The sequence below is a fragment of the Mesorhizobium sp. P2_H9 genome (genome assembly GCF_056403215.1).
On the sequence record NZ_JBFUFX010000009.1, the window covers coordinates 339,385 to 358,849 of the forward strand.

General features: G+C 63.6%; 18 protein-coding genes. 11 read left to right on the plus strand and 7 right to left on the minus strand.

Features of this window, described 5'->3' with window-relative positions:
- The first annotated feature begins 39 nt into the window (after positions 1 to 39).
- The 11 genes from AC1DXN_RS18825 to AC1DXN_RS18875 all read left to right on the plus strand — a co-directional run bounded on the left by AC1DXN_RS18825 (position 40) and on the right by AC1DXN_RS18875 (position 10,236).
- Positions 40 to 783: an ATP-binding cassette domain-containing protein gene (locus tag AC1DXN_RS18825; protein ID WP_477244405.1), complete on the plus strand. Its 744-nt coding sequence runs from the start codon at positions 40 to 42 to the stop codon at positions 781 to 783.
- 61 nt (positions 784 to 844) lie between these two features.
- On the plus strand, positions 845 to 1,843 hold the full coding sequence (locus AC1DXN_RS18830) for an ABC transporter permease (RefSeq protein WP_477275143.1): 999 nt from the start codon (positions 845 to 847) through the stop codon (positions 1,841 to 1,843).
- Positions 1,844 to 2,010: 167 nt separating this feature from the next.
- A complete protein-coding gene (locus AC1DXN_RS18835) occupies positions 2,011 to 2,838 on the plus strand; it encodes a helix-turn-helix domain-containing protein (RefSeq protein WP_477275145.1) in 828 nt (275 codons plus the stop codon).
- Positions 2,839 to 2,967: 129 nt separating this feature from the next.
- Complete coding sequence (locus AC1DXN_RS18840; RefSeq protein WP_477275147.1) at positions 2,968 to 3,411, plus strand: SRPBCC family protein; 444 nt, start codon at positions 2,968 to 2,970, stop codon at positions 3,409 to 3,411.
- Between the two features lie 21 nt (positions 3,412 to 3,432).
- Positions 3,433 to 4,227 carry an FAD binding domain-containing protein gene (locus tag AC1DXN_RS18845; RefSeq protein ID WP_477275149.1) on the plus strand — a complete coding sequence of 265 codons (795 nt, stop codon included), beginning with the start codon at positions 3,433 to 3,435 and terminating at the stop codon, positions 4,225 to 4,227.
- Positions 4,228 to 4,290: 63 nt separating this feature from the next.
- Positions 4,291 to 4,773, plus strand: coding sequence for a (2Fe-2S)-binding protein (locus AC1DXN_RS18850; protein WP_477275151.1), 483 nt, complete (start codon positions 4,291 to 4,293; stop codon positions 4,771 to 4,773).
- Positions 4,774 to 4,784: 11 nt separating this feature from the next.
- Positions 4,785 to 6,152, plus strand: a complete 1,368-nt coding sequence (locus AC1DXN_RS18855) for a xanthine dehydrogenase family protein molybdopterin-binding subunit (RefSeq protein WP_477275153.1) — start codon at positions 4,785 to 4,787, stop codon at positions 6,150 to 6,152.
- A 1-nt stretch (position 6,153) separates the two neighbouring features.
- Positions 6,154 to 7,158 carry a xanthine dehydrogenase family protein molybdopterin-binding subunit gene (locus tag AC1DXN_RS18860; protein ID WP_023675798.1) on the plus strand — a complete coding sequence of 335 codons (1,005 nt, stop codon included), beginning with the start codon at positions 6,154 to 6,156 and terminating at the stop codon, positions 7,156 to 7,158.
- An 8-nt stretch (positions 7,159 to 7,166) separates the two neighbouring features.
- Positions 7,167 to 8,048 carry an AAA family ATPase gene (locus AC1DXN_RS18865; RefSeq protein WP_477275155.1) on the plus strand — a complete coding sequence of 294 codons (882 nt, stop codon included), beginning with the start codon at positions 7,167 to 7,169 and terminating at the stop codon, positions 8,046 to 8,048.
- Positions 8,049 to 8,272: 224 nt separating this feature from the next.
- Positions 8,273 to 9,349 (plus strand): VWA domain-containing protein, encoded by a 1,077-nt coding sequence (locus tag AC1DXN_RS18870; protein ID WP_477275390.1) that lies wholly within the window; start codon positions 8,273 to 8,275, stop codon positions 9,347 to 9,349.
- Positions 9,349 to 10,236, plus strand: coding sequence for an amidohydrolase family protein (locus AC1DXN_RS18875; protein ID WP_477275157.1), 888 nt, complete (start codon positions 9,349 to 9,351; stop codon positions 10,234 to 10,236). The genes AC1DXN_RS18870 and AC1DXN_RS18875 overlap by 1 nt, the downstream gene beginning before the upstream one ends.
- A 4-nt stretch (positions 10,237 to 10,240) precedes the next feature.
- On the opposite strand, the gene AC1DXN_RS18880 is transcribed toward AC1DXN_RS18875, so the two are convergent.
- The 7 genes from AC1DXN_RS18880 to AC1DXN_RS18910 all read right to left on the minus strand — a co-directional run bounded on the left by AC1DXN_RS18880 (position 10,241) and on the right by AC1DXN_RS18910 (position 19,419).
- Entirely contained in the window at positions 10,241 to 10,648 is a 408-nt protein-coding gene (locus AC1DXN_RS18880; protein WP_477275159.1) for a carboxymuconolactone decarboxylase family protein, read from the minus strand.
- A 244-nt stretch (positions 10,649 to 10,892) separates the two neighbouring features.
- Entirely contained in the window at positions 10,893 to 12,389 is a 1,497-nt protein-coding gene (locus tag AC1DXN_RS18885; protein ID WP_477244384.1) for a sugar ABC transporter ATP-binding protein, read from the minus strand.
- Positions 12,389 to 13,438, minus strand: coding sequence for a WD40 repeat domain-containing protein (locus tag AC1DXN_RS18890; protein WP_477275161.1), 1,050 nt, complete (start codon positions 13,436 to 13,438; stop codon positions 12,389 to 12,391). Before AC1DXN_RS18890 ends, AC1DXN_RS18885 begins: the two co-directional genes overlap by 1 nt.
- On the minus strand, positions 13,435 to 15,558 hold the full coding sequence (locus AC1DXN_RS18895) for an ABC transporter permease (protein WP_477275163.1): 2,124 nt from the start codon (positions 15,556 to 15,558) through the stop codon (positions 13,435 to 13,437). Before AC1DXN_RS18895 ends, AC1DXN_RS18890 begins: the two co-directional genes overlap by 4 nt.
- A gap of 80 nt (positions 15,559 to 15,638) precedes the next feature.
- Entirely contained in the window at positions 15,639 to 16,664 is a 1,026-nt protein-coding gene (locus AC1DXN_RS18900; RefSeq protein ID WP_477275165.1) for a sugar ABC transporter substrate-binding protein, read from the minus strand.
- A 58-nt stretch (positions 16,665 to 16,722) separates the two neighbouring features.
- Positions 16,723 to 17,709, minus strand: coding sequence for an ABC transporter permease (locus AC1DXN_RS18905; RefSeq protein ID WP_477244376.1), 987 nt, complete (start codon positions 17,707 to 17,709; stop codon positions 16,723 to 16,725).
- Between the two features lie 267 nt (positions 17,710 to 17,976).
- Positions 17,977 to 19,419, minus strand: a complete 1,443-nt coding sequence (locus AC1DXN_RS18910; RefSeq protein WP_477275166.1) for a DHA2 family efflux MFS transporter permease subunit — start codon at positions 19,417 to 19,419, stop codon at positions 17,977 to 17,979.
- Positions 19,420 to 19,465: the final 46 nt, after the last annotated feature.

The window sequence follows — 19,465 nt, forward strand, 5'->3', positions numbered from 1 at the left end:
CAGAACAACTGCCCGGCAGAATGGGGAAGGAAAAGGCTGGTGGCGGTTCTCGAACTCACCAATATTTCAAAGCATTTCGGCGCCATCCAGGCGGTCAACGATGTGTCGCTGTCGATCGAGCCTGGCCAGGTGGTTGGCCTGATGGGCGACAACGGCGCCGGCAAGTCGACGCTGGTCAAGATGATCGCCGGCAATTTCCCCCCCAGCCATGGCACCATGCAGATGGACGGCAAGCAGTTGATCCTGCACAGGCCGGTGGAAGCACGCCAGCACGGCATCGAGATCGTCCACCAGGACCTGGCGCTGTGCAACAATCTGACCGCCGCCGCCAACGTCTATCTCGGCCGTGAACTGCGCCGCGGCATCGGGCCGTTTCGCATTCTCGACTATGCCGCGATGTACAAGCGCGCCGGCCAGATCTTTGCCGAACTGAAATCGGAAACCCGCCCGCGCGACCTCGTCAAGCAGATGTCCGGCGGCCAGCGGCAAGCCGTGGCGATCGCCCGCACCAGGCTGTCGCAGGCCAAGATCGTGCTGATGGACGAGCCGACGGCGGCGATCTCGGTCAGGCAGGTTGCAGAAGTGCTGAACCTGATCCGCCGGTTGCGCGACCAGGGCATTGCGGTCGTGCTGATCAGCCACCGCATGCCCGACGTCTTCGACGTTGCCGACCGCGTCATCGTCATGCGCCGCGGCCGCAAGGTCGCCGACAAGGCGATTGCATCGAGTTCGCCGGAGGAAGTCACCGGGCTGATCACCGGCGCCATCGAGCAAGTCGCATGAGTGCGGCAAATCAGGAATTCGCCACTTTGGCGCGGCTCATCGCCGGCAGGAAAGGTCGATAATGGCAGTCACTCTTGACCAGACGATCGCGCAGAAACAGCACACTATTTTCTCGCGCATTTTCGCCAGCCAGACCTTCTGGGTGGTGATCGCCGTCATCCTCGCCTGCATTTTCCTGTCGTTTGCCACCGACGCCTTCGCCACGTCGAAGAACCTCTACAACATCACCCGCAACATCACCTTCGTCGCCATCATCGCACTCGGCATGACCTTCGTCATCATCACCGGCGGCATCGACCTGTCGGTCGGCTCGGTGCTTTGCCTGTCTTCGATGGTGCTGGCGGTTACCATGCATGCCGGCTACTCGATCGAGGTCGGCATTGCCGCCTCGATCGCCACCGCACTCGCCATCGGCGCCTTCAACGGCATCCTGATCGCCTATCTGGGCTTTCCACCTTTCGTGGTGACGCTCGGCATGCTGTCGATCGCGCGCAGCCTGGCCATGGTGGCCTCCAACAACACCGTCGTCTTCCAGTTCGGACCGGACCACGACAAGCTTCTGGCGCTGGGCGGCGGCGCTTGGGTGTTCGGCATTGCCAACCCTGTGCTTTACATGATCCTGCTGGCGCTGATTACCGGCTTCACGCTGCGCTGGACGAAATTTGGCCGCCACATCTTCGCCATCGGCGGCAATGAGCATGCGGCGACACTGACCGGCGTTCCGGTGCGCCAGATCAAGGTCGCGGTCTATATGATCTCGGCACTAGCCGCAGGCATTGCCGGCGTCATCCAGACCGGCTGGCTGGGTGCCGTCACCACCAATCTCGGCACCGGCATGGAGCTTCAGGTGATTGCCGCCACCGTCATTGGCGGCGCCAATCTGGCCGGCGGCGTCGGTACTGCCTTCGGCGCCATCGTCGGCGCGGCGCTGATCGAGGTGATCCGCAACAGCCTCGGCCTGCTCGGCATCAATGCCTTCTGGCAAGGCGTGTTCATCGGCGGCGCCATCCTGATGGCGGTGCTGTTCGACCGGCTCCGCAACTTCCGGCGCGAAGAATAAAGGCGACGGCGCCGGCGTAAGCCGGCCTATCGCTCAGTCTGAAAATCCGCCGCCATGGCACCCGGGAATCACCGGTCGCACCCATGTGCCTTGACGCGGGCATGACACGCGCCGCACTATCCCCCGGCAGGCGAAGGGAGGCCAGTCGCCTGCGGGAGGATATACCCATGACGGAAGCGATCAGGCTCTATTGGGGCCGGTTCGGACATGTTTCTGTCCTGAATGTCGCCAGCGACTTCGTCACCCATGCCCATGTCGAGGCGCATATCATCATCTGGCTGGAAGGCACGGCCGGCGAAATGACCATCGGCCGCCAGACGGTGCGGCTCGGCCCCGGCACGGCCGCCGGCATCAATTCCTTCGAGCCGCACAGCCACGCCCTGTCGCGCGACGGCACACCCGGCCTGTTCCTCGCCTTCTACATCGATCCGGATTGGGCGCGCCGCCGCCGCGACATGCCTTCGTCCGCGCCGTTGTTTTCCGTACCTGCGATCATGCTGGAGCCATGGCTGCACCAGGCGGCGGGCAACCTGCTCGATCACCTCACCGATAATGAGAGCATCGACGACATCGCCAATTACGAGATCGAGCGCTTCATCGACAGTGTGCTCGATGCGGCCGACGCCTCCGCGCCTCACACCGTGCGCGCCCGCGTCCACACCATACAGGATTTCCGCGTCCGCAAGGCGATCCAGCTGATGAAGGCCAATGTCTGCGAGCGCATCTGCTTCGACGAGGTGGCGCGCAGCGTCGGCCTGTCGCGGCCGCATTTCTTCGCTTTGTTCAAGGAACAGACCAATCTGACGCCAAATGTCTATTGGAACACCCTGCGCATGGAGGAAGCGGTGCGCCAGCTGCAGTGGTCGCAGGAGCCGCTGATCTCGGTTGCCTGCAATCTCGGCTTCACCACGCAGGGCAATTTCTCGCGCTTCTTCCGCGATCACGTTGGTGTCCCACCAACCCTCTACCGCGAGGCGGCGCGGGCAATCGGCTGAACCCAGCCCGCATTTTCAGACGCCCCGCATTTTCAGACGCATCGATAAGCTTTGAAGACTGATTGATAAGCGGCGATGCAGCCTACGCCCTACCTTGCCGGGCAGCAAAACGCGCAAGGGACCCATCATATGGCGAAAGTCACCATCTCCAGCGTCATCGACGCGCCGGTCGAAAAGGTCTGGGCGCGCATACGCGACTTCAATGGCCTGCCGAGCTGGCACCCGCGCATGGTCGAGAGCCATATCGAGGACGGCAAGGACGCCGGCACCATCGGCTGCGTTCGCAACTTCCAGCTCGCCAGCGGCGCGCGCTTGCGCGAAAAACTGCTCGACTTCTCCGACGCGAACTTCCTCGTCAGCTATTCGATCCTGGAAACGCCGCAGCCGCTCACCAACCACAAGGCGACGCTGCAGCTGCGCCGGGTGACCGACGGCGACCGCACCTATGCCGAATGGACCGCGAGCTTCGACGCTGCACCCGAGGACGCCGACAAGCTGGTTGAAGGCATGGGCACCAATGTCTTCCAGGGCGGCTTCAACGCGCTGAAGAGCCACTTTGCCGGCCAGAGCTGAGCGCAAACAAGGGAGCGTGCCATGGCGCTTGCACTGCAGACTTTCTCGACGGTGAAGGACGCGAATGCGGCGCTGGCATCCCAGGGTACCCGCTATCTCGGCGGCGGCACGCTGGTCGTGCGCGCCGCCAATGAAGGCGATGTTTCGGTTTTCGGCCTTGTCCGCTCGACCGACCCGTCGCTATCGGCCATCACCATTGCCGGCGGCAGAGCCCGCATCGGCGCTTCGGTGACCATGGCGGCGATCGCCCGCCACCCGGATCTGGCGCCGCTTGCCCGCGCCGCGCGCGCTGTCGGCGGCCCGGCGATCCGCAACATGGCAACCGTCGGCGGCAATCTCTTCGCACCGACGCCCTATGGCGATTTTACCGTGGCGTTGCTGGCGCTGGGTGCGACGGTAAGCACCGACGACGGCGAGCTGCCGATCGAGACCTTTCTGGCAAAACGCGACAAGAGCAAAGCCATCGTCACCGCGGTCGGTTTCGCGATTCCGCCGCAAGGCAGCTTTCGCTTTCTGAAGGTTTCGCGGGTCAAGCCGAAAGGCGTCTCGGTGGTAAGCATCGCCGCGGTGCTCGAACAGGCGGCGGATGGCGCCGTGTCCTCAGCCCGGATCGCGCTTGGCTGCATGGCCGACCGGCCAATGCGCGCAATCGCCGCTGAAAAGGCGCTGCTCGGCAAGAAGCTGACCCGGGACGGCATCGCGCCCGCACTGGCTGTCGCTCGCGACGGCACTTCGCCGGCCACCGATCCGATCGCCAGCGCCTGGTATCGCAACGAAGTCCTGCCGGTCCATCTCGGCCGGCTTTTGCTTGCTTGAAGAATGCCCCTTTGGGGGGGCGCGCGCTTGCCCTGAGGGGCAGGCGCGCAAGGAGGAAACGACATGGCAAAGGTCCCGGTTCAGTTCACGCTCAATGGTAGCGAAACGGCCGAATTCATCGACAGCGGCACGACGCTGCTCAACGCGCTGCGCGACAAGATCGGCGACACTTCGCCGAAAGGCGGCTGCCACCAGGGCACCTGCGGCGCCTGCTCGGTCATCATCAACGGCGAACTCCGGCTGTCCTGCCTGACGCTGGCCGAGACATGCGACGGCGCCGCCATCACCACGACATCGGGCCTGTCACAAGGCGGCGTGCTGCATCCGCTGCAGCGCGCTTTCCTTGACGCCTTCGCCACACAATGCGGCTTCTGCACGCCTGGCATGATCATGGCGGCCAAGGTGCTGCTCGACCACACGCCCAACCCCAGCCGCGACGAGGTGGTCGAGGCGCTGTCGGGCAATATCTGCCGCTGCACCGGCTATGAGCCGATCATCCAGGCGGTGCTGCTTGCAGCGCGCGCCAATTCGCAGAACGCGGCCTGAGGAAAGCAAAGATGGACCTGCGCAAGAACTACTTCGCCGATCAGCGCAAGGACGATCTGCACGAGATCGGCCAGCCGCGGCCGCGCTCGGACTCTCCCGGCCATGTCACCGGCAAGACCGCCTTTTTCGCCGACCGCAATTTTCCCGGCATGCTGCATCTGAAGATGGTGCGCAGCCCGCACCATCATGCCCGCATTCGCAACATCGACACCTCCGAGGCGGAAACGCTTCCGGGCGTGGTGAAAATCCTGACTGCCAGGGACGTGCCGCACAATGTCTACACCATCCTGATCCTGATCCAGATCGGACCGGAGGACGAGACCGTGTTGGCCGACGGCAAGGTGCGCTGGAAGGGCGAGGCCGTTGTGGCGGTGCTGGCCGAGACCGAACGCGCCGCACAAGAAGCCGCCGCCAAGGTCAAGGTCGACTATGAGGTGCTGCCGGCGGTCTTCGATATGGAAGAGGCGCTGAAGCCCGGCGCACCGCTGGTGAACGAATATCACGGCCAGAACTACTATCTCTATGACAGCGGCGAGTGCCGCAAGGTACGCTTCGGCGATGTCGAGGCGGGCTTTGCCGGCGCCGATCACATATTGGAACAGAGCTACCAGTCGTCGCCGATCGAGCACGCGCCGACCGAGACGACCGGCTGCATCGTCGCGCCCGAGGGCAATGATCGCTTCACCTGCTACACCAACACCCAGGCGATGTTCTTCACCCTCGACAACGCCTCGATCATCCTGCAGATGCCCGGCAACAAGTTGCATTTCGTCGGCGGCACCGTCGGCGGCGGTTTTGGCGGCAAGGTCGACGTCATCGTCGAGCCCATCGCCATCCTCGGCGCGAAACTAACCGGACGACCAGTCTGTTTCATCTACAGCCGCGAGGAGGAGATGCAGATATCGTCACCCCGCGCGGCCGAAAAGGTCGTCATCAAGGACGGCGTCATGAAGGACGGCCGCATCGTCGCCCGTAAAGTCACCGGCTACACCGATGCCGGCGCCTATTCGCGCCATTCGCCCTATGGCGCGCAGAAGGGCGCCGGACACTATCCCGGTCCGTACACCATCCCCAATGTCTGGATCGACACCTACTGCGTCTACACCAACCGCACGCCGTCTTCCGCCATGCGCGGCTTCGGCGTCACCATCGGCGATTTCGCGCTGGAAGTGCAGATGGACAAGCTGGCGCGATTGATCGGCATGGATCCGCTCGAATTCCGCTTCATCAACGCCTATCGCGACGGCGACATGAAGGCACATCGCCAGCCGACCGAGGGTGCGGCGCTGATCGAATGCATGCAGGAGGCCTCGCGCGCCGCCAACTGGCCGGTGGCTGAAAAGTACCTGGCGATGTCCTCCTACGCGAAGGGAGCTTGAGATGGCGATCAGGCGCGGGCGCGGCGTCGCCGCGATCAACTACCCCACAGGCATGAACCTCGGCGGCGACCCGACCCAGGCGCTGGTGCATTCGACGCCGACCGGCAATTTCATGGTGACGCTGTCCTCCGTCGATCTCGGCCAGGGCATGAAGCAGATCATGGCGCAGATCTGCGCCGAGACGATCGGCGTGCCGACCGACCGCGTCGTCGTCGACACCGCCGACACCGACACCGGCCCGCATTGCATGGGCACCTTCGCCTCGCGCGGCACGCACCGCGCCGGCAACGCCGTCATCCAGGCGGCCAGGGAAGCCCGCCAGGTGATGCTGGAGGTGGCCGCCGAGGAACTGGAGGTCAACGCCTCCGACCTCGAAACCGACGGCCAGGGCAACATCCTGGTCAAGGGCGCGCCGCAAAAGTCGATCTCGATCTTCGACGTCGCGCTGTCGGCGCATTTTAAGCGCGGCCGCTCGATCTCCGGCCGCGGCATGTTCCTGATCCCACGCTCCTATCCCGAGAAAGAAACCGGCGCGATGAAGCCGTCGACCTGCTATGCCCATGCCTGCACCGTGGCCGAGGTCGAGGTCGACGACGAGACCGGCGAAGTGACGGTGTTGACGGTCAAGAACGTCTTCGAGATCGGCCGCGCGCTGAACCCAAAGATGGTCGAGCAGCAGCTGGTCGGCGGCTCGTGGATGGGCATCAGTCACGCGCTCTACGAGACCACCGAGCCCTATTACCCCAATCGCGACCATGGCGGCACCGACTTCAACCAGTATCTGATGCCTGGCCCCGGCGACCTCGCAGAGACCGAGATCATCGTGCTGGAGCGGCCCTCTGCCGATGGGCCTTACGGCGCCAAGGGACCGGGCGAAATGTGCGCCAATCCGCAGATACCGGCGGTCGCCAATGCCGTCTTCGACGCCGTCGGCGTGCGCATCGACACGCTGCCGATCACGCCGGAGCGCATTTTGCGCGCGCTGAAGGCGCAAGCGCCGAACTGAGGACCGAAATGCCCGCAACAAGCGCCGAGACTGTCGCGACCTCGCCGGAGGCAGTGGCGTCGCGCTTGGCCACCTCGCGCTATCTCGCCGATGAAAGCCTGGCGACCGCCATCTTCCTGGCGATAAGACTGGGTAAGCCGCTGCTGCTCGAAGGCGCGCCGGGCGTCGGCAAGACCGAAGCCGCCAAGGCGATCGCCGAAGTGCTCGGTCGTGATCTGGTGCGGTTGCAATGCTATGAAGGCATCGATGCCGCGCACGCGCTCTACGAATGGAACTACCAGCGTCAATTGCTCGCCATCCGCCATGCCGGCGAGCATGAGATCGACATCTATGACGACCGTTTCCTCATCGCTCGACCGCTGCTGCAAGTGCTGAACGCGCCCGAGGAGCGCGTGTTGCTGGTCGACGAGATCGACCGTTCGGACCATGAATTCGAGGCGCTGCTGCTGGAGTTCCTCTCCGATTTCCAGATCAGCATTCCCGAGCGCGGCACCATCCGCGCCAAGGCGCAGCCGATCGTCATCCTGACCTCGAACCGCACCCGCGAATTGGCGGAGGCACTGCGGCGGCGCTGCATCTACCACTGGATCGGCTATCCCGACGCCGAGCGCGAGGCCGCCATCATCATGCTGCGCGCTGGCGATGTGGCGCAAGCCACTGCGCGCGCCGTGGCGGCAGCCGTGCAGACCATTCGCGCCCGCCCGCTGGCCAAGCCGCCAGGCATCGCCGAAGCCGTCGAATGGGCCAATGCGGCGACCATTCTGGAAAAGGGCGGCAGTCCGTGGCCGGAAGCCTTTCGCCGCGCCATCGGCGTGCTGATCAAGGACGAGGAAGACCTGTCCTACATCGCGCCCGAACTCGGCCGCATCGTCGAGGAGGCGCTGGCGTGAGCCGAGACCTCAGCAATCCCTTCTCCCCGTTCACGGGGAGAAGGTGCCCCGAAGGGGCGGATGAGGGGCAGCGCCATGATGTGCAGAAGGTGGCGCCGCCCCTCAACTGCCTGCCGGCATCAAGGGTCGAGCCACTTGTCTCGACCCGTCCTTCGGACCCCCGCAAACGGGGCGAGGAGAGCCTACCCCGCGCCGCAGCACCCTTGCTCGGCTTCGGCCGGCTGCTGCGCCGCCATGCTTTTGCCGTCGCACCCGAGCAGATTTCCGGCTTCATGCAGGCGGTGACCCTGCTCGGCCCCCGCTCGATGGCCGACATCCGCGAGGCTGCCCTTGCCACACTGGCGCCGCCGCCGGACCGTCGCGACGAATTCGAGGCGCATTTCCAGAGCCATTTCTACGGCAACACATCCGCCGTGGTCGAAGGCGACGCGGACGAGGAAACCCGCATCAAGGATGATGGCGGCGCGAACGAGGAAGAGATCGAGGTGATCAGCCGGCAAGAGGCCGGTGAGCTGTCCTCCGACGCCGAACAGTTGAGCATGCGCGATCTTCAGCGCGACGACGACAGACTATCCGCCTTTCGCAGCAAGCTGGCTTCCGCCCTGCCCGCCCGCCGCTCGTTCCGCACCGTGCGCACCCATTCGCGCGGCAAGCTCGATCTGCGCCGGTCGCTGAGCGAAATCGTCAGCGCCGATGGCGACATCCCCTCGCCGCTGCTGCGCCGCCGACAGACCGTGCCGCGCAAGCTGCTCATTTTGATCGACGTGTCCGGCTCGATGAAGCTGCACACGGCCGATTATCTCAAACTGGCGCATGCCGCCGTACAAGGCGCGGATCGCGCCGAAATCTTCACCTTCGGCACGCGCTTGACCCGCATCACCGGCGCGTTGCGCATTCGCGACCGCGACCAGGCGCTGGCCCGCGCCGCCGCCCAGGTCGATGACTGGGACGGCGGTACCCGCATGGGGCCCACACTGCTCGCCTTCCTGTCGGTGCCGCGCTTTTCCGCCTTTGCACGCGGTGCCGCCGTCGTCATCCTGTCGGATGCGTTGGAACGCGGCGACCACGCTGAACTGGAAATTGCAATGCGCCGGCTGAGCGCCCGCGCCTTCCGGCTCTCACTGGCAACGCCGCTGGCCGGCGACCCGCGCTTCCGGCCGGCAACGGAAGCACTGCGCGCCATCCTGCCGCTGCTCGACGACCTGGTCGACGGCTCGTCGATGGCCGGTCTCACCGATTTCATCCTGTCGCTCGCCCGCCCGGCCCCGGCTGCGGCGACAATCTGGAAGAGGGTTTCGTGATGCAGAAAGCCATAGACGCGCATTTCCACATCTGGCGGCAAAAAGATCAGCCCTGGCTGGTCGGGCCGATGGTGCCGCGCATCTTTGGCCCCTACGAGCCGATCCGCCGCGACTACCCGATCGAGGAATTTCTTCAGGACCAGAAGGGTGCCGGCGTCGAGAAGGCCGTCTATGTCCAGACCAACTGGGCCAAGGAGGATTTCGAGAAGGAGGTCGCCTTCCTGCAGAAGACCGCTGACGAGACCGGCTGGCCGCACGCCATCGTCGGCTATACCGACATGACCGTCGACGATATCAGGCCCCAGATCGACCGGCTGAAAAAGTATCCGCTGCTGCGCGGCGTCCGCATGCAATTGCACTGGCACGAAACGCCGGCTTTTCGCTTCGCCGCCTCGGCTGATCAGGTCATAGACCCGAGAGTGCGCGCCAACGTCGCGCGGCTGAAGGACTACGGCCTGTCCTTCGACCTGCAGCTTTTCCCGGCCCAAATGAAGGACGGACTGACGCTGGTCGGCGAGAACCCCGAAACCAATTTCATCCTCACCCATGCTGGCATGCTGACCGGCATGGAGCCGGAAACCACCGAGGCCTGGAAAGCGGGCCTGTGCACGCTCTCAGTGGCACCCAATTTCTACGTCAAGCTGTCCGGCCTCGGCACCTTCGTCCACCGCAACGACGCGGAGCTGATCACCTACATCGTCGACAATGCGATCGACATTTTGGGCAGTGACCATCTGATGTACGGTTCGAACTTCCCGATCGAGAAATTATGGACCAGCCACGCCGAACTGATCAAGGCGCACCGGAATGCGGTGGCAAAACATGGCGTGGCAGCGGAGGCGGATGTCTTCTGGAACACGGCGAAAAAGGTTTACCGGCCAGTGTGAACCTTCACTTCACCTCAAACTCAGGATCGACCGGAATCTGCAGCGCCGTCACCAGATGGTTGGTCTGCCCCGCCAATCCAATGATCGACACCAGCTCGCCATGCTGCGCATCACTCATGCCCTTGGCGCGTGCGGCGGCCGTGTGTGAATGGACGCAATAGGAGCAGCCATTGGCGGTCGAGACCGCGATGTAGATCATCTCCTTGGTCAGCGGATCGATGGCGCTGTCGGCAACCATCACCACTTTCAGCTGTTCCCAGATCCACTTCAGCGCAGCGGGATCATTGGCCAGCCCGCGCCAGAAATTGTTGACGAAATCGGATTTGCGCGTCGCGCGGATGTCGTCGAACACAGCCTTCACAGCCGGAATCTTTTCCACCTCGGCATCGCTGAGAAGTCTTGTGGTGGCCATGGCATTTTTCCCTTGGTTGAATCGATGGACTAGGTCGTTGAATCAGGTCTCGAGCAAAGGCGGCTAATCGGCTTTTCTGATTCGGTTTTTGGCGCGCAAAGGCACCGAACCGTGGAGGTTGGCGGAGCCCCCTCACCTTCGTCATCCCTGGGTCTTCGCGACGGCGCTGCGCGCCTGCTTCGCCCAGGGATGACGAAGGGGTGGACCGCTCGGCCAATTATCGAAGTACGCATCGGCCAAAGACCTAATGCACAGCCGCGTACATGATCTTCTCCTCCGTAGCCTCCGCCGGCGAAAACTCCTCGACGATGCGCCCTTGCCTGCAGACAAGAATCCGATCCGACAGGTTCATAACCTCCGGCAGGTAGGACGAAATGACGACGACGGCCAAGCCCTCGTCGGCCAGCCGGTTGATGATCTGGTGGATCTCGGCGATCGCCCCGACATCGACGCCGCGCGTCGGCTCGTCGAAGATGACGATGCGCGGCTGCTGCACCAGCCCCTTGCCGATCACCACCTTCTGCTGGTTGCCGCCGGAAAGCTCGACGACGCGAGCATTGTCGTTGATCGCCTTGATGTTCAGCGTCTTCGTCCATTCGGCGGAAAGCGTCCGCATCTCCTGCGCATTGATCACCCAGGCCTTTTCGCGACCCGCCGCCAGCAGCCCGCCGAACAGGTTTTCGGCAATGCCCATCGTCTCGAAGATACCTTCGCTCTTGCGATCCTCGGTGACGTAGACGATGCCGTCGGCCACCGCTTCGCTCGGCACGAGATAGCGCACCGGCCTGTCGTCAAGTTCGATGGCCCCGCCGCGCAGGAAATCGCGCTTGTAGATGCCGGAGACGATCTTGAAGGTCTCGGTGCGACCGGAGCCGATCAGCCCGAACACGCCGGTGATCTGGCCCTCGAAGATCGAGAACGACGTGTTGCGCACCACATTGCTCATCGAGATATCCTGTACCGACAGCACCTTCCGGCCGGCCTTGCGCAGCTTCGCTTCGTCGCGCTGGCGATAGATCTGCCCCGACAGCGTGCGGCCGACCATGGCGGCGACGATCCGGTCGCGGTCGAAGGCCGATGTGTCGTCGGTGATGACAAGCTCGCCGTCGCGCAAAATGGTGATGCGGTCGGCAATCAGCAGCGCCTCTTCCAGCGCGTGGCTGATGAAGACGATCGACACGCCATTTGCCTTCAGCCGGCGGATCAGCGCGAAGAAATGCCGCTTTTCCTCCGGCGTCAACGTCGCCGTCGGCTCGTCGAAGATGATGATCTCGGCATTGTGGTGGACGGCACGTGCGATCTCGACCATCTGCCGCTTGGCCGCACCCAATGTCGCCACCATCGCATTCGGGTCGACAGGAAAATTCAGCGACTGCAGGAATTGCTGCGCTGAGATGTAGGTGCCACGCAGCCGGTTGAGGAACTTTTCGGTGCCGAGATAGAGGTTCTGCGCCACCGTCATAGACGGCACCAGGCTGGTCTCCTGGAACACCATGGCAATGCCGGCTTCAAGCGCGGCATGCGGCGAGGCGTAGGCAATCTCGGCGCCTTTATGAAACATCTTGCCGGAGGTGGCGTCGACGACGCCGGCGATGATCTTGGTCAGCGTCGATTTGCCAGCGCCGTTCTCGCCGAGCAGCGCGTGGATCTCGCCCTTGCGCAATTCGAAACTGACATTCTTCACAGCGGGCACGCCGCGATAGGTCTTGGTGACGTTCTCCAGGCGGACGATCGGTTCCATCAAAAACCTCCCGCATCGACGGCCAGCACGCAGTCACCGCCTTTGGAGGCAATGAACAGGCGGTTATCCTTTTCCACCACGCTGCAGATGCCATGACGCGTGCCGTTGGCGCGGCTGTGCAGGCTGAATTGCGGCTGCAGCGTCTGGTCGAGCCTGACCACCAGCCCATAGGAACGGCTCGGCGACCATGGCTTGTGGATGCCCATGGTGCGGATGCCGCCGCATTGCAACGGTTCGAGAAAACTGCGGTTGGAAGCCAGCGCCGGCGCGATCCAGCAGGCCGGCGGCACCTGGTCGATCATGTCTTGCCGATAGTGCGTCTCCTGCAGCACGAATTCGATCAGCCGGTTGCGCGGCGCAAACAGGGTCAGCCATGCCCCGCCATCGGCGGAAGGCGAGAGCCGGGAGGGATAGCCCGGCAGATGCGTCAGCACCGTCGAGCGGTTGCCCGTCGTGCCGTCATACAGCACCAGTTGATGCCGCCAGCTTTCGCTGACCAGCACATCCCGGCCGATGGGATACAGGCCGTAAGGAAATGCGATGTCGCCGGCCACTTTGCGGAGATCCGTGCTGCCCGGCTCCCGCTTCCAGAGCGATCCGGACACGCCCTTCTTCATCAGGTCGGCGGCCCATTGCGACGGCGAATGTTCGGCCGAACCATTGGCGAGCCACAGTGTGCCATCATCGCCATAGGCAAGTGCAGTGATGCAGCGGAGATCAGCCGGCAGCGAAACCTCCCTGCCGGCAATCAACAGCTTGCCGCTTTCCAGCCCCACCGTCAGCTCGCCCGATGGCGACAGCGCCAGCGCTGTGATCGGCGATGGAAAAGTTTCGACCACCTCGGACTCGGCGCCGGCAGCAATCGAATAGATGGCGTTGCCGCTGGAGGCCAGCAGCCGGTCACCGGAGACCAGCAGGTTGTCCGGCTCTGTCAGTCCGGCAAACGCCGGCGCATTGTCCAGCCGCGTGTTGGGGCGGAAAGCGCCGTCGAGCGGCGGGATCGTCACCGCCTTGCCGCGAAACAGGTCGAGCACTGGATCGAGGATCATGGCTTTGCTCCCCAATAGGAGGCGGGGCTGGTCCAGTTCGGGTCGGCCCCCGATATCTTGTAGCGGCCGATGCGGTTGTTGAGGATGCCGCCGACGAAGAGAAATCCCTTGTGCTCACGCATCGAGGTGACCATTGGATGGGCGGCACCCGAGAGGTCGCCCATCGCCTCGACGATGCCGCCGGTCTCGTTGAATTTCACCACGCCGCCGGTGTTGATGTTGGGGAACAGCCATTCGTCCTGCGGCAGCCGCCGCGTCATGCGCTTGCGCATGTCGGGGTGGCGCAGCGACAGGTCGAAGCTTGGCGTGCGCATGCCGAGCCACGCCATCCAGTAATTGCCGTCGGAAGCGCGGTTGATGTTGTCGGGGTAACCCGGCATGTCGCGGATGACGCATTCGGCGCTGCCGGCCTTCGGCCCTTCCAGCCAGTAGCGATGCACACGGCAGGCCCAGCTTTCGGCGAAGAACAGCGACTTGCCGTCATGCGCCATGCAGACGCCATTGGTGTAACGGTAGCCGTCGAGCAGCGTCCTGGTCGAACCATCCTTCGGGTCGTAGACCAGCAGCCGCCCGGTGGCGCGGTTCTCGATCGAGTCCAACGCCCAGTCATGGGCGTCGTAGCGCTTGGTCGAATCGGTGAAATAGATACGGCCGTCCGGCGCGATGTCGCAGTCATTCGGGTCCCGCAGCCGCGCATCGTCGACGATCGAGGTCCAGGAGCGCGACGTCTCGGCCGACAAGCGTTTGACCTCGCGCTGCGGCGAGACGGAATACAGCCCCATGGCGCCGACGCAGCTGATGAGATTGCCCGCTCTGTCGAAGGCGAGACCGAGCGGAAAGCCACCGATATGGGCGAAGACTTCTGACTTCACATAATCCGGGGCAAAGAAGCGAACGATCTCGCCGTGGCGCGTGCCACAGTAGAGATGATCGTCGCGGTCGAGGATGACGTCTTCCGGCCCTTCCAACTCGCCGAGCCCGATATGATCGGCTTCCGACAACCGGTTGTCGAGTTCGTAGGGCGTGCCAGATCCGGGCGCCGCCGACTGCGTTTCGCCCATCTTGAGATAGACCGGCGCGACATAGACCTCGTTCAACACCTTGTGGCGGTTCTTCAGCCAGCGGATGTCAATGGTCACCGCGACCGCCAGCATGATGCCGAGCACCATCTGGTTGGTGCCGGTACCGTAGCCCAGCCGGATCAGCCCGTTGGTCATCGTCAGCACGATGATCGCGCCCATCAGCCCCTTGATCACCGAACCGCGACCGCCGCCCAGGCTGACGCCGCCGACCACCGCCGCCGTCAGCGCCATGATCTCGAGGTTGAGGCCTGTGCCCGGCCCTGCCCCGCTCAAACGGCAAGCAATCAGGAAGCCGCCGATCGAAGCGCAGAAGCCGGAAAAGACATAGGTCATGAACACGGTGCGGCGCACGCGGATGCCGGCATTGTGCGCGGAGCGCCTTGAGCCGCCGACCGCCAGCACATGCCAGCCGGGCCGCGAACGCGTCAGCGCGATATGGGTGACGATGGCCAGGATGATCGCCAGCCACACCGAAACGGAAAGCCCCCAGAAAGTGCTGTCGCCGATGAAATCGAGAACATCCGACGTGGCTGAGGAAAGCTGCACGTCGGCGGCATAGGTGGTGACGAGGATATCGAACAGCGCGCGGCCGAAAATGAAGGTGACCAGTGTGGTCAGGAAGGCGCGCAGCCTGAGATAGCCGACCAGGTAGCCGTTGATGGCACCGAACAGCAACCCGGTGCAGAGCGAGGCAGCCATCGCCAGCCAGATCGACTGTTCGAGGATGAAGAAGACATAGACGGCGGAAAAACAGGACAGCGCGAAGATCGAGCCGACCGACAGGTCGATGCCGCCGCCCAGCATGACCACCGTCATGCCGGTGACCACCATCGAGAACTCACCGAGCTGGCGTGTCGAATCCTGCAGCGCCGTCAGCTTGAAGAAGCCGGGAATGACCGAGCCGAACGTTGCCAGCGTCGCCACCAGCGCCAGGAACGGAATGGCGTTGTCGGTCCAGCGTTTGGTCAGGATCTCGCCGACGATATGGTCGGGCACGAGATTGTAGCGCCAGGACTGGAGGCGTTCGCGAAAAGACATCGGTTGCTGCTATTCCATGAGGGAACGAGGTGGCCGAAACAATCCGGCCACCTCGTTTATTTCAGTCGAGAAAGCGTGACTTACTTCGCCGCCGCTTCGGCCTGCAGCGCCTTCAGGTCCCAACAGCTGTCTGGCTTGAGGTCGGCCTTGGTCGTCGCCTTCTCCAACGTGTAGATATAGGTGTGCGACGTGCCGGCCGGCTGGCCGCTCTGCAGCAGGAACTTGATGAGGGCGTTCATGTCGCCCGACTGGCGGGCAAGGTCGGTCATGACAACCGCGCCATAGGTGCCGTCCTGCAGCTTGTCGCAATCGGCGGCCTTTTCGCCGCCGCCGGTGGTGACCAAAAACACCTTGCCGTCGAGCTTGGCATCGCGGATCGCGGCCGAAGCGCCTGTGGCGTCACCATCCCAGAAGTCGATGATCGAGCAGACGTCGGGGTTCTGCTGCAGCATTGTCGTCGTCACGTTGCGCGAGGTCGTCGGATCCCAGTTGGAGTCGGGCTTGGCCACGACCTTGAAGTCGGGGTGCTTCTCCAGCACCTTCATGATGCCGGCATACTGATAGAGGCTCGACGAATTGGCCTGGTCGCCCTGCACCAGGCCAATCTTCTTTGAGGAATTCTCGCCGCAGCCCTTGATCGCCGCTTCGGCCTCGAGCTGGCCGAGCCGATCCCAGTCGCTGCCGACAAAGGCGTCGGCCGGGAAATTGGCCGGATTGTCGACCAGGATGACATAGGTGCCGGCGGCCTGCGCCTTCTTCATCAGCTTGGAATAGGAGTTGAGGTCCGGCGCATGGATGATCAGCACGTCCGGCCTGGTGTCCGACGAAATGGCGTCGGTGATCGCCTGCGCGCCGGCATCGACAACCCAGTTCGGATCGCGGGTCTCGAACACGCCGCCCCAGGCGTCGACTTCCGTCTTCAGATAATGCGCCCAGCCCTGTGCCAGGTCGAAGCCCATCGCCAGCGGCACCAGCATGACGCGCTTGCCCTTGAGCGCCTGTGCGTAGGCAGCAGGGCCCGGATCGTCGGCGGCGAAGGTCGGTGCCACGAAGGCGGTAACGGCCAGTGCCGTGGCGGCGGCCATCAGTGTTCTGATCAGTTTCATGTCATATCCTCTGTTTTCACTTATTGCCGGCCGGTCGGCATGATCCGGCCGAGTACCCCTAAATGTCGCCTTGCTGCGCGGTCTGTTCGTCGCGCGGATTGATGATGCCATCGACGATGATCGCCCCCAGCAGGATCGCTGCCTTGATCAGGTTCTGGTAGAGCAGCGGAATGTCGATGATGGTCATGGCGTTCGACAGGATGCCGATCAGCGCGGCGCCAACCAGCACGTTGCGCACCCCGCCGCGCCCGCCGGAAAGGCCGATGCCGCCAATCACTGCCACCAGCACGATGTCATAGAGCAGCGTCGAGTTGACGACGCGGGTGTTGATCGAGTGCAGGCTGGCCGCGGTCAGCAGCCCGGCGACCAGGGCGACGAGCGCCGAGACGACATAGCGCAGCACCAGCATCGGCCGCACCGGAATGCCGATGTTGCGCGCCGCCACTGGATTGTCGCCGGCGAAATAGATGTAGCGGCCCCATTTGGTGTAGCGCAGGAACAGGAAGAACAGGAAAGCCAGCCCGGCGAAGACAAACACCTCGACCGGGATATCGAGGAAACGCATGCCACCCAGCAGTTCGACCCAATGTCCCTGCGGCACCGGCACGGCATCCTGCGTGATCAATTGCGAGCGCACATAACCGAAGACGAACGAGCCGGTGGCGAGCGTCACGAAGATCGCCGGCACGTCGGCATAAGCGACGAGAAAGCCGTTCAGCAATCCGATGGCGAGAACGCCTGCCAGCACATAGGCGAGGGCCAACCCGTCGGGCGTTCCCGAATTCAAGAGTTGCAGATACCAGGCGACCGACATCGCCATGATCGCCACCGCCGACAGGTCGATACCCCGGCCGATGATGACGACCGCCATGCCGAGCGCCAGAATGCCCAGCACCGACACCGAGCGCACGATGGCGACGAGATTGTTCGGGTCGATGAACCCCGGCAAGCCGATCGCGGCGGCAGCGAACAGCACGACCGCAATGGCAAAGACAATGCCTTCCTGATTCAGGCGCCTGAAACTCGGCCAGCCGATCGCGTTCATTGTCTCGCCCCGATGACAGCGCTGCCATCCCGAAAAAACGAAAGCTAATCGGCTCAACACCAACTCGTCAAATGAATCCGCGTTCAGAACCGCGGCTGGCAGCGATAATTGTCGAGTGGACGCATTGATTGCCGAAACTGGCGCAATGCGCGGAAACTCAAGCATTTTTGGCAATTCATTGCGCCGACGAAGTTGCCGACGAAAGCTCCGCTCCAAGAGCAGAGCAAGAGGTGGAATTTCTGTCTGCGGAAGGCAGGAAAGACGCGGTCAATTCTCCGGCGAATGACCCGAAACCTCGCCACCCGCGGTCGGCGGCAGCGCCAGAAAACGAAACGAGGCGACGAGCCCGATCACGCCGATGATCAGGAAGGCGATTCGGAAATCGACGAGGTCGAGTACCGGCCGGCTCCTGGCGACCTGCGACAGGTTGAGGATCGCCGCCGCCACCGCGACACCAAACAGCATCGCCACCTGCTGCAGCATCGAGGACAGCGTCGCCGCCGAGCTGCGTTGTTGCGCGCCGATATCGGCGAAGGCCAGCGTGTTGAGCGCTGTGAACTGCATCGAGCGCGACAGGCCGGCAATCAGCATCAGCACCACAACCAGCACCTGTGGCGTCTGCGGCGAGATCGCCGCGCAGGCCATGATCGCCAGCGAGGCGATCACCCCGTTGATGACCAGCACCGAACGGAAGCCGAAGCGCCGCAGCGTCGGCGTCGTCACCGCCTTCATGCCGAGATTGCCGAGAAAATAGGCGAGGATCATCATGCCGGCATCGACCGGGCTCAAGCCAAAACCGAGTTGGAACAGCAGCGGCAGCAAGAACGGCGTGGCGTTGATCGCCACCCGGAAAATGGTGCCGGCCGCAAGCGTCGAGATGGCGAAGGTCAGCACGTTGAAGGCCGAGAGGTCGAGCAGCGGATGCGGCGCGCGACGGAGATGCCGCACCGCCAGCCAGCCGACAAAGATGCCGGCCGCGAGTAGCGCCATGGTCGGCAAGATGCCGTCTTCCGGATGCGCGATGCGTTCGAGGCCGTAGAGCAGTGCGGCGAGCCCGATCGACGTCAGCACAAACCCTGGCCAGTCGAGCGGCCTCGTCTCGGCTTCACGATCACCCGGAATGAAGCGGGCGACCAGCGCCAGTCCCGCAACTCCGAGCGGTATGTTGATGAAGAAATTCCAGTGCCAGGACAGGTATGTGGTGATGAAGCCGCCAAGCACCGGCCCGACCACCGGTGCGAACAAAGCCGGCCAGGTGATCAGCGCGGTGGCGTTGAGCAGCTCGGACTTCGATGCGTTGCGCAGCACTAGGATGCGGCCAACCGGCGTCATCAATGCGCTGCCCAGGCCCTGCACGGCGCGTGCGGCAACGAACTCGGTCAGGTTCTGCGACACGCCGCAGACGATTGAAGCCAGCGTGAACAGGGCGATCGCGATGAGAAAAATGTTGCGCGCGCCAAAACGATCGGCGAGCCAGCCCGACAGCGGCACGAACACCGCCATGGTCAGCATGTAGACGGTGATGCCGATGCTCATCGCCACCGCCGGCACACCGAAGGATTGGCCCATCTGCGGCAGCGAGGTCGAAATGATCGTCGAATCCAGCAGCTGCATGAAGAAGGCAACGGCGACGATCAGCGCCACGCGCCGCGCCTGACGCGCCGGCATTGTTGCCGGGGACGAGGCTTCGTTTTCGGGGATGGCCGTCATGACGCGCCGGTTTGAACAGCATTTGGGCGGCTTCGTCCAGACAATG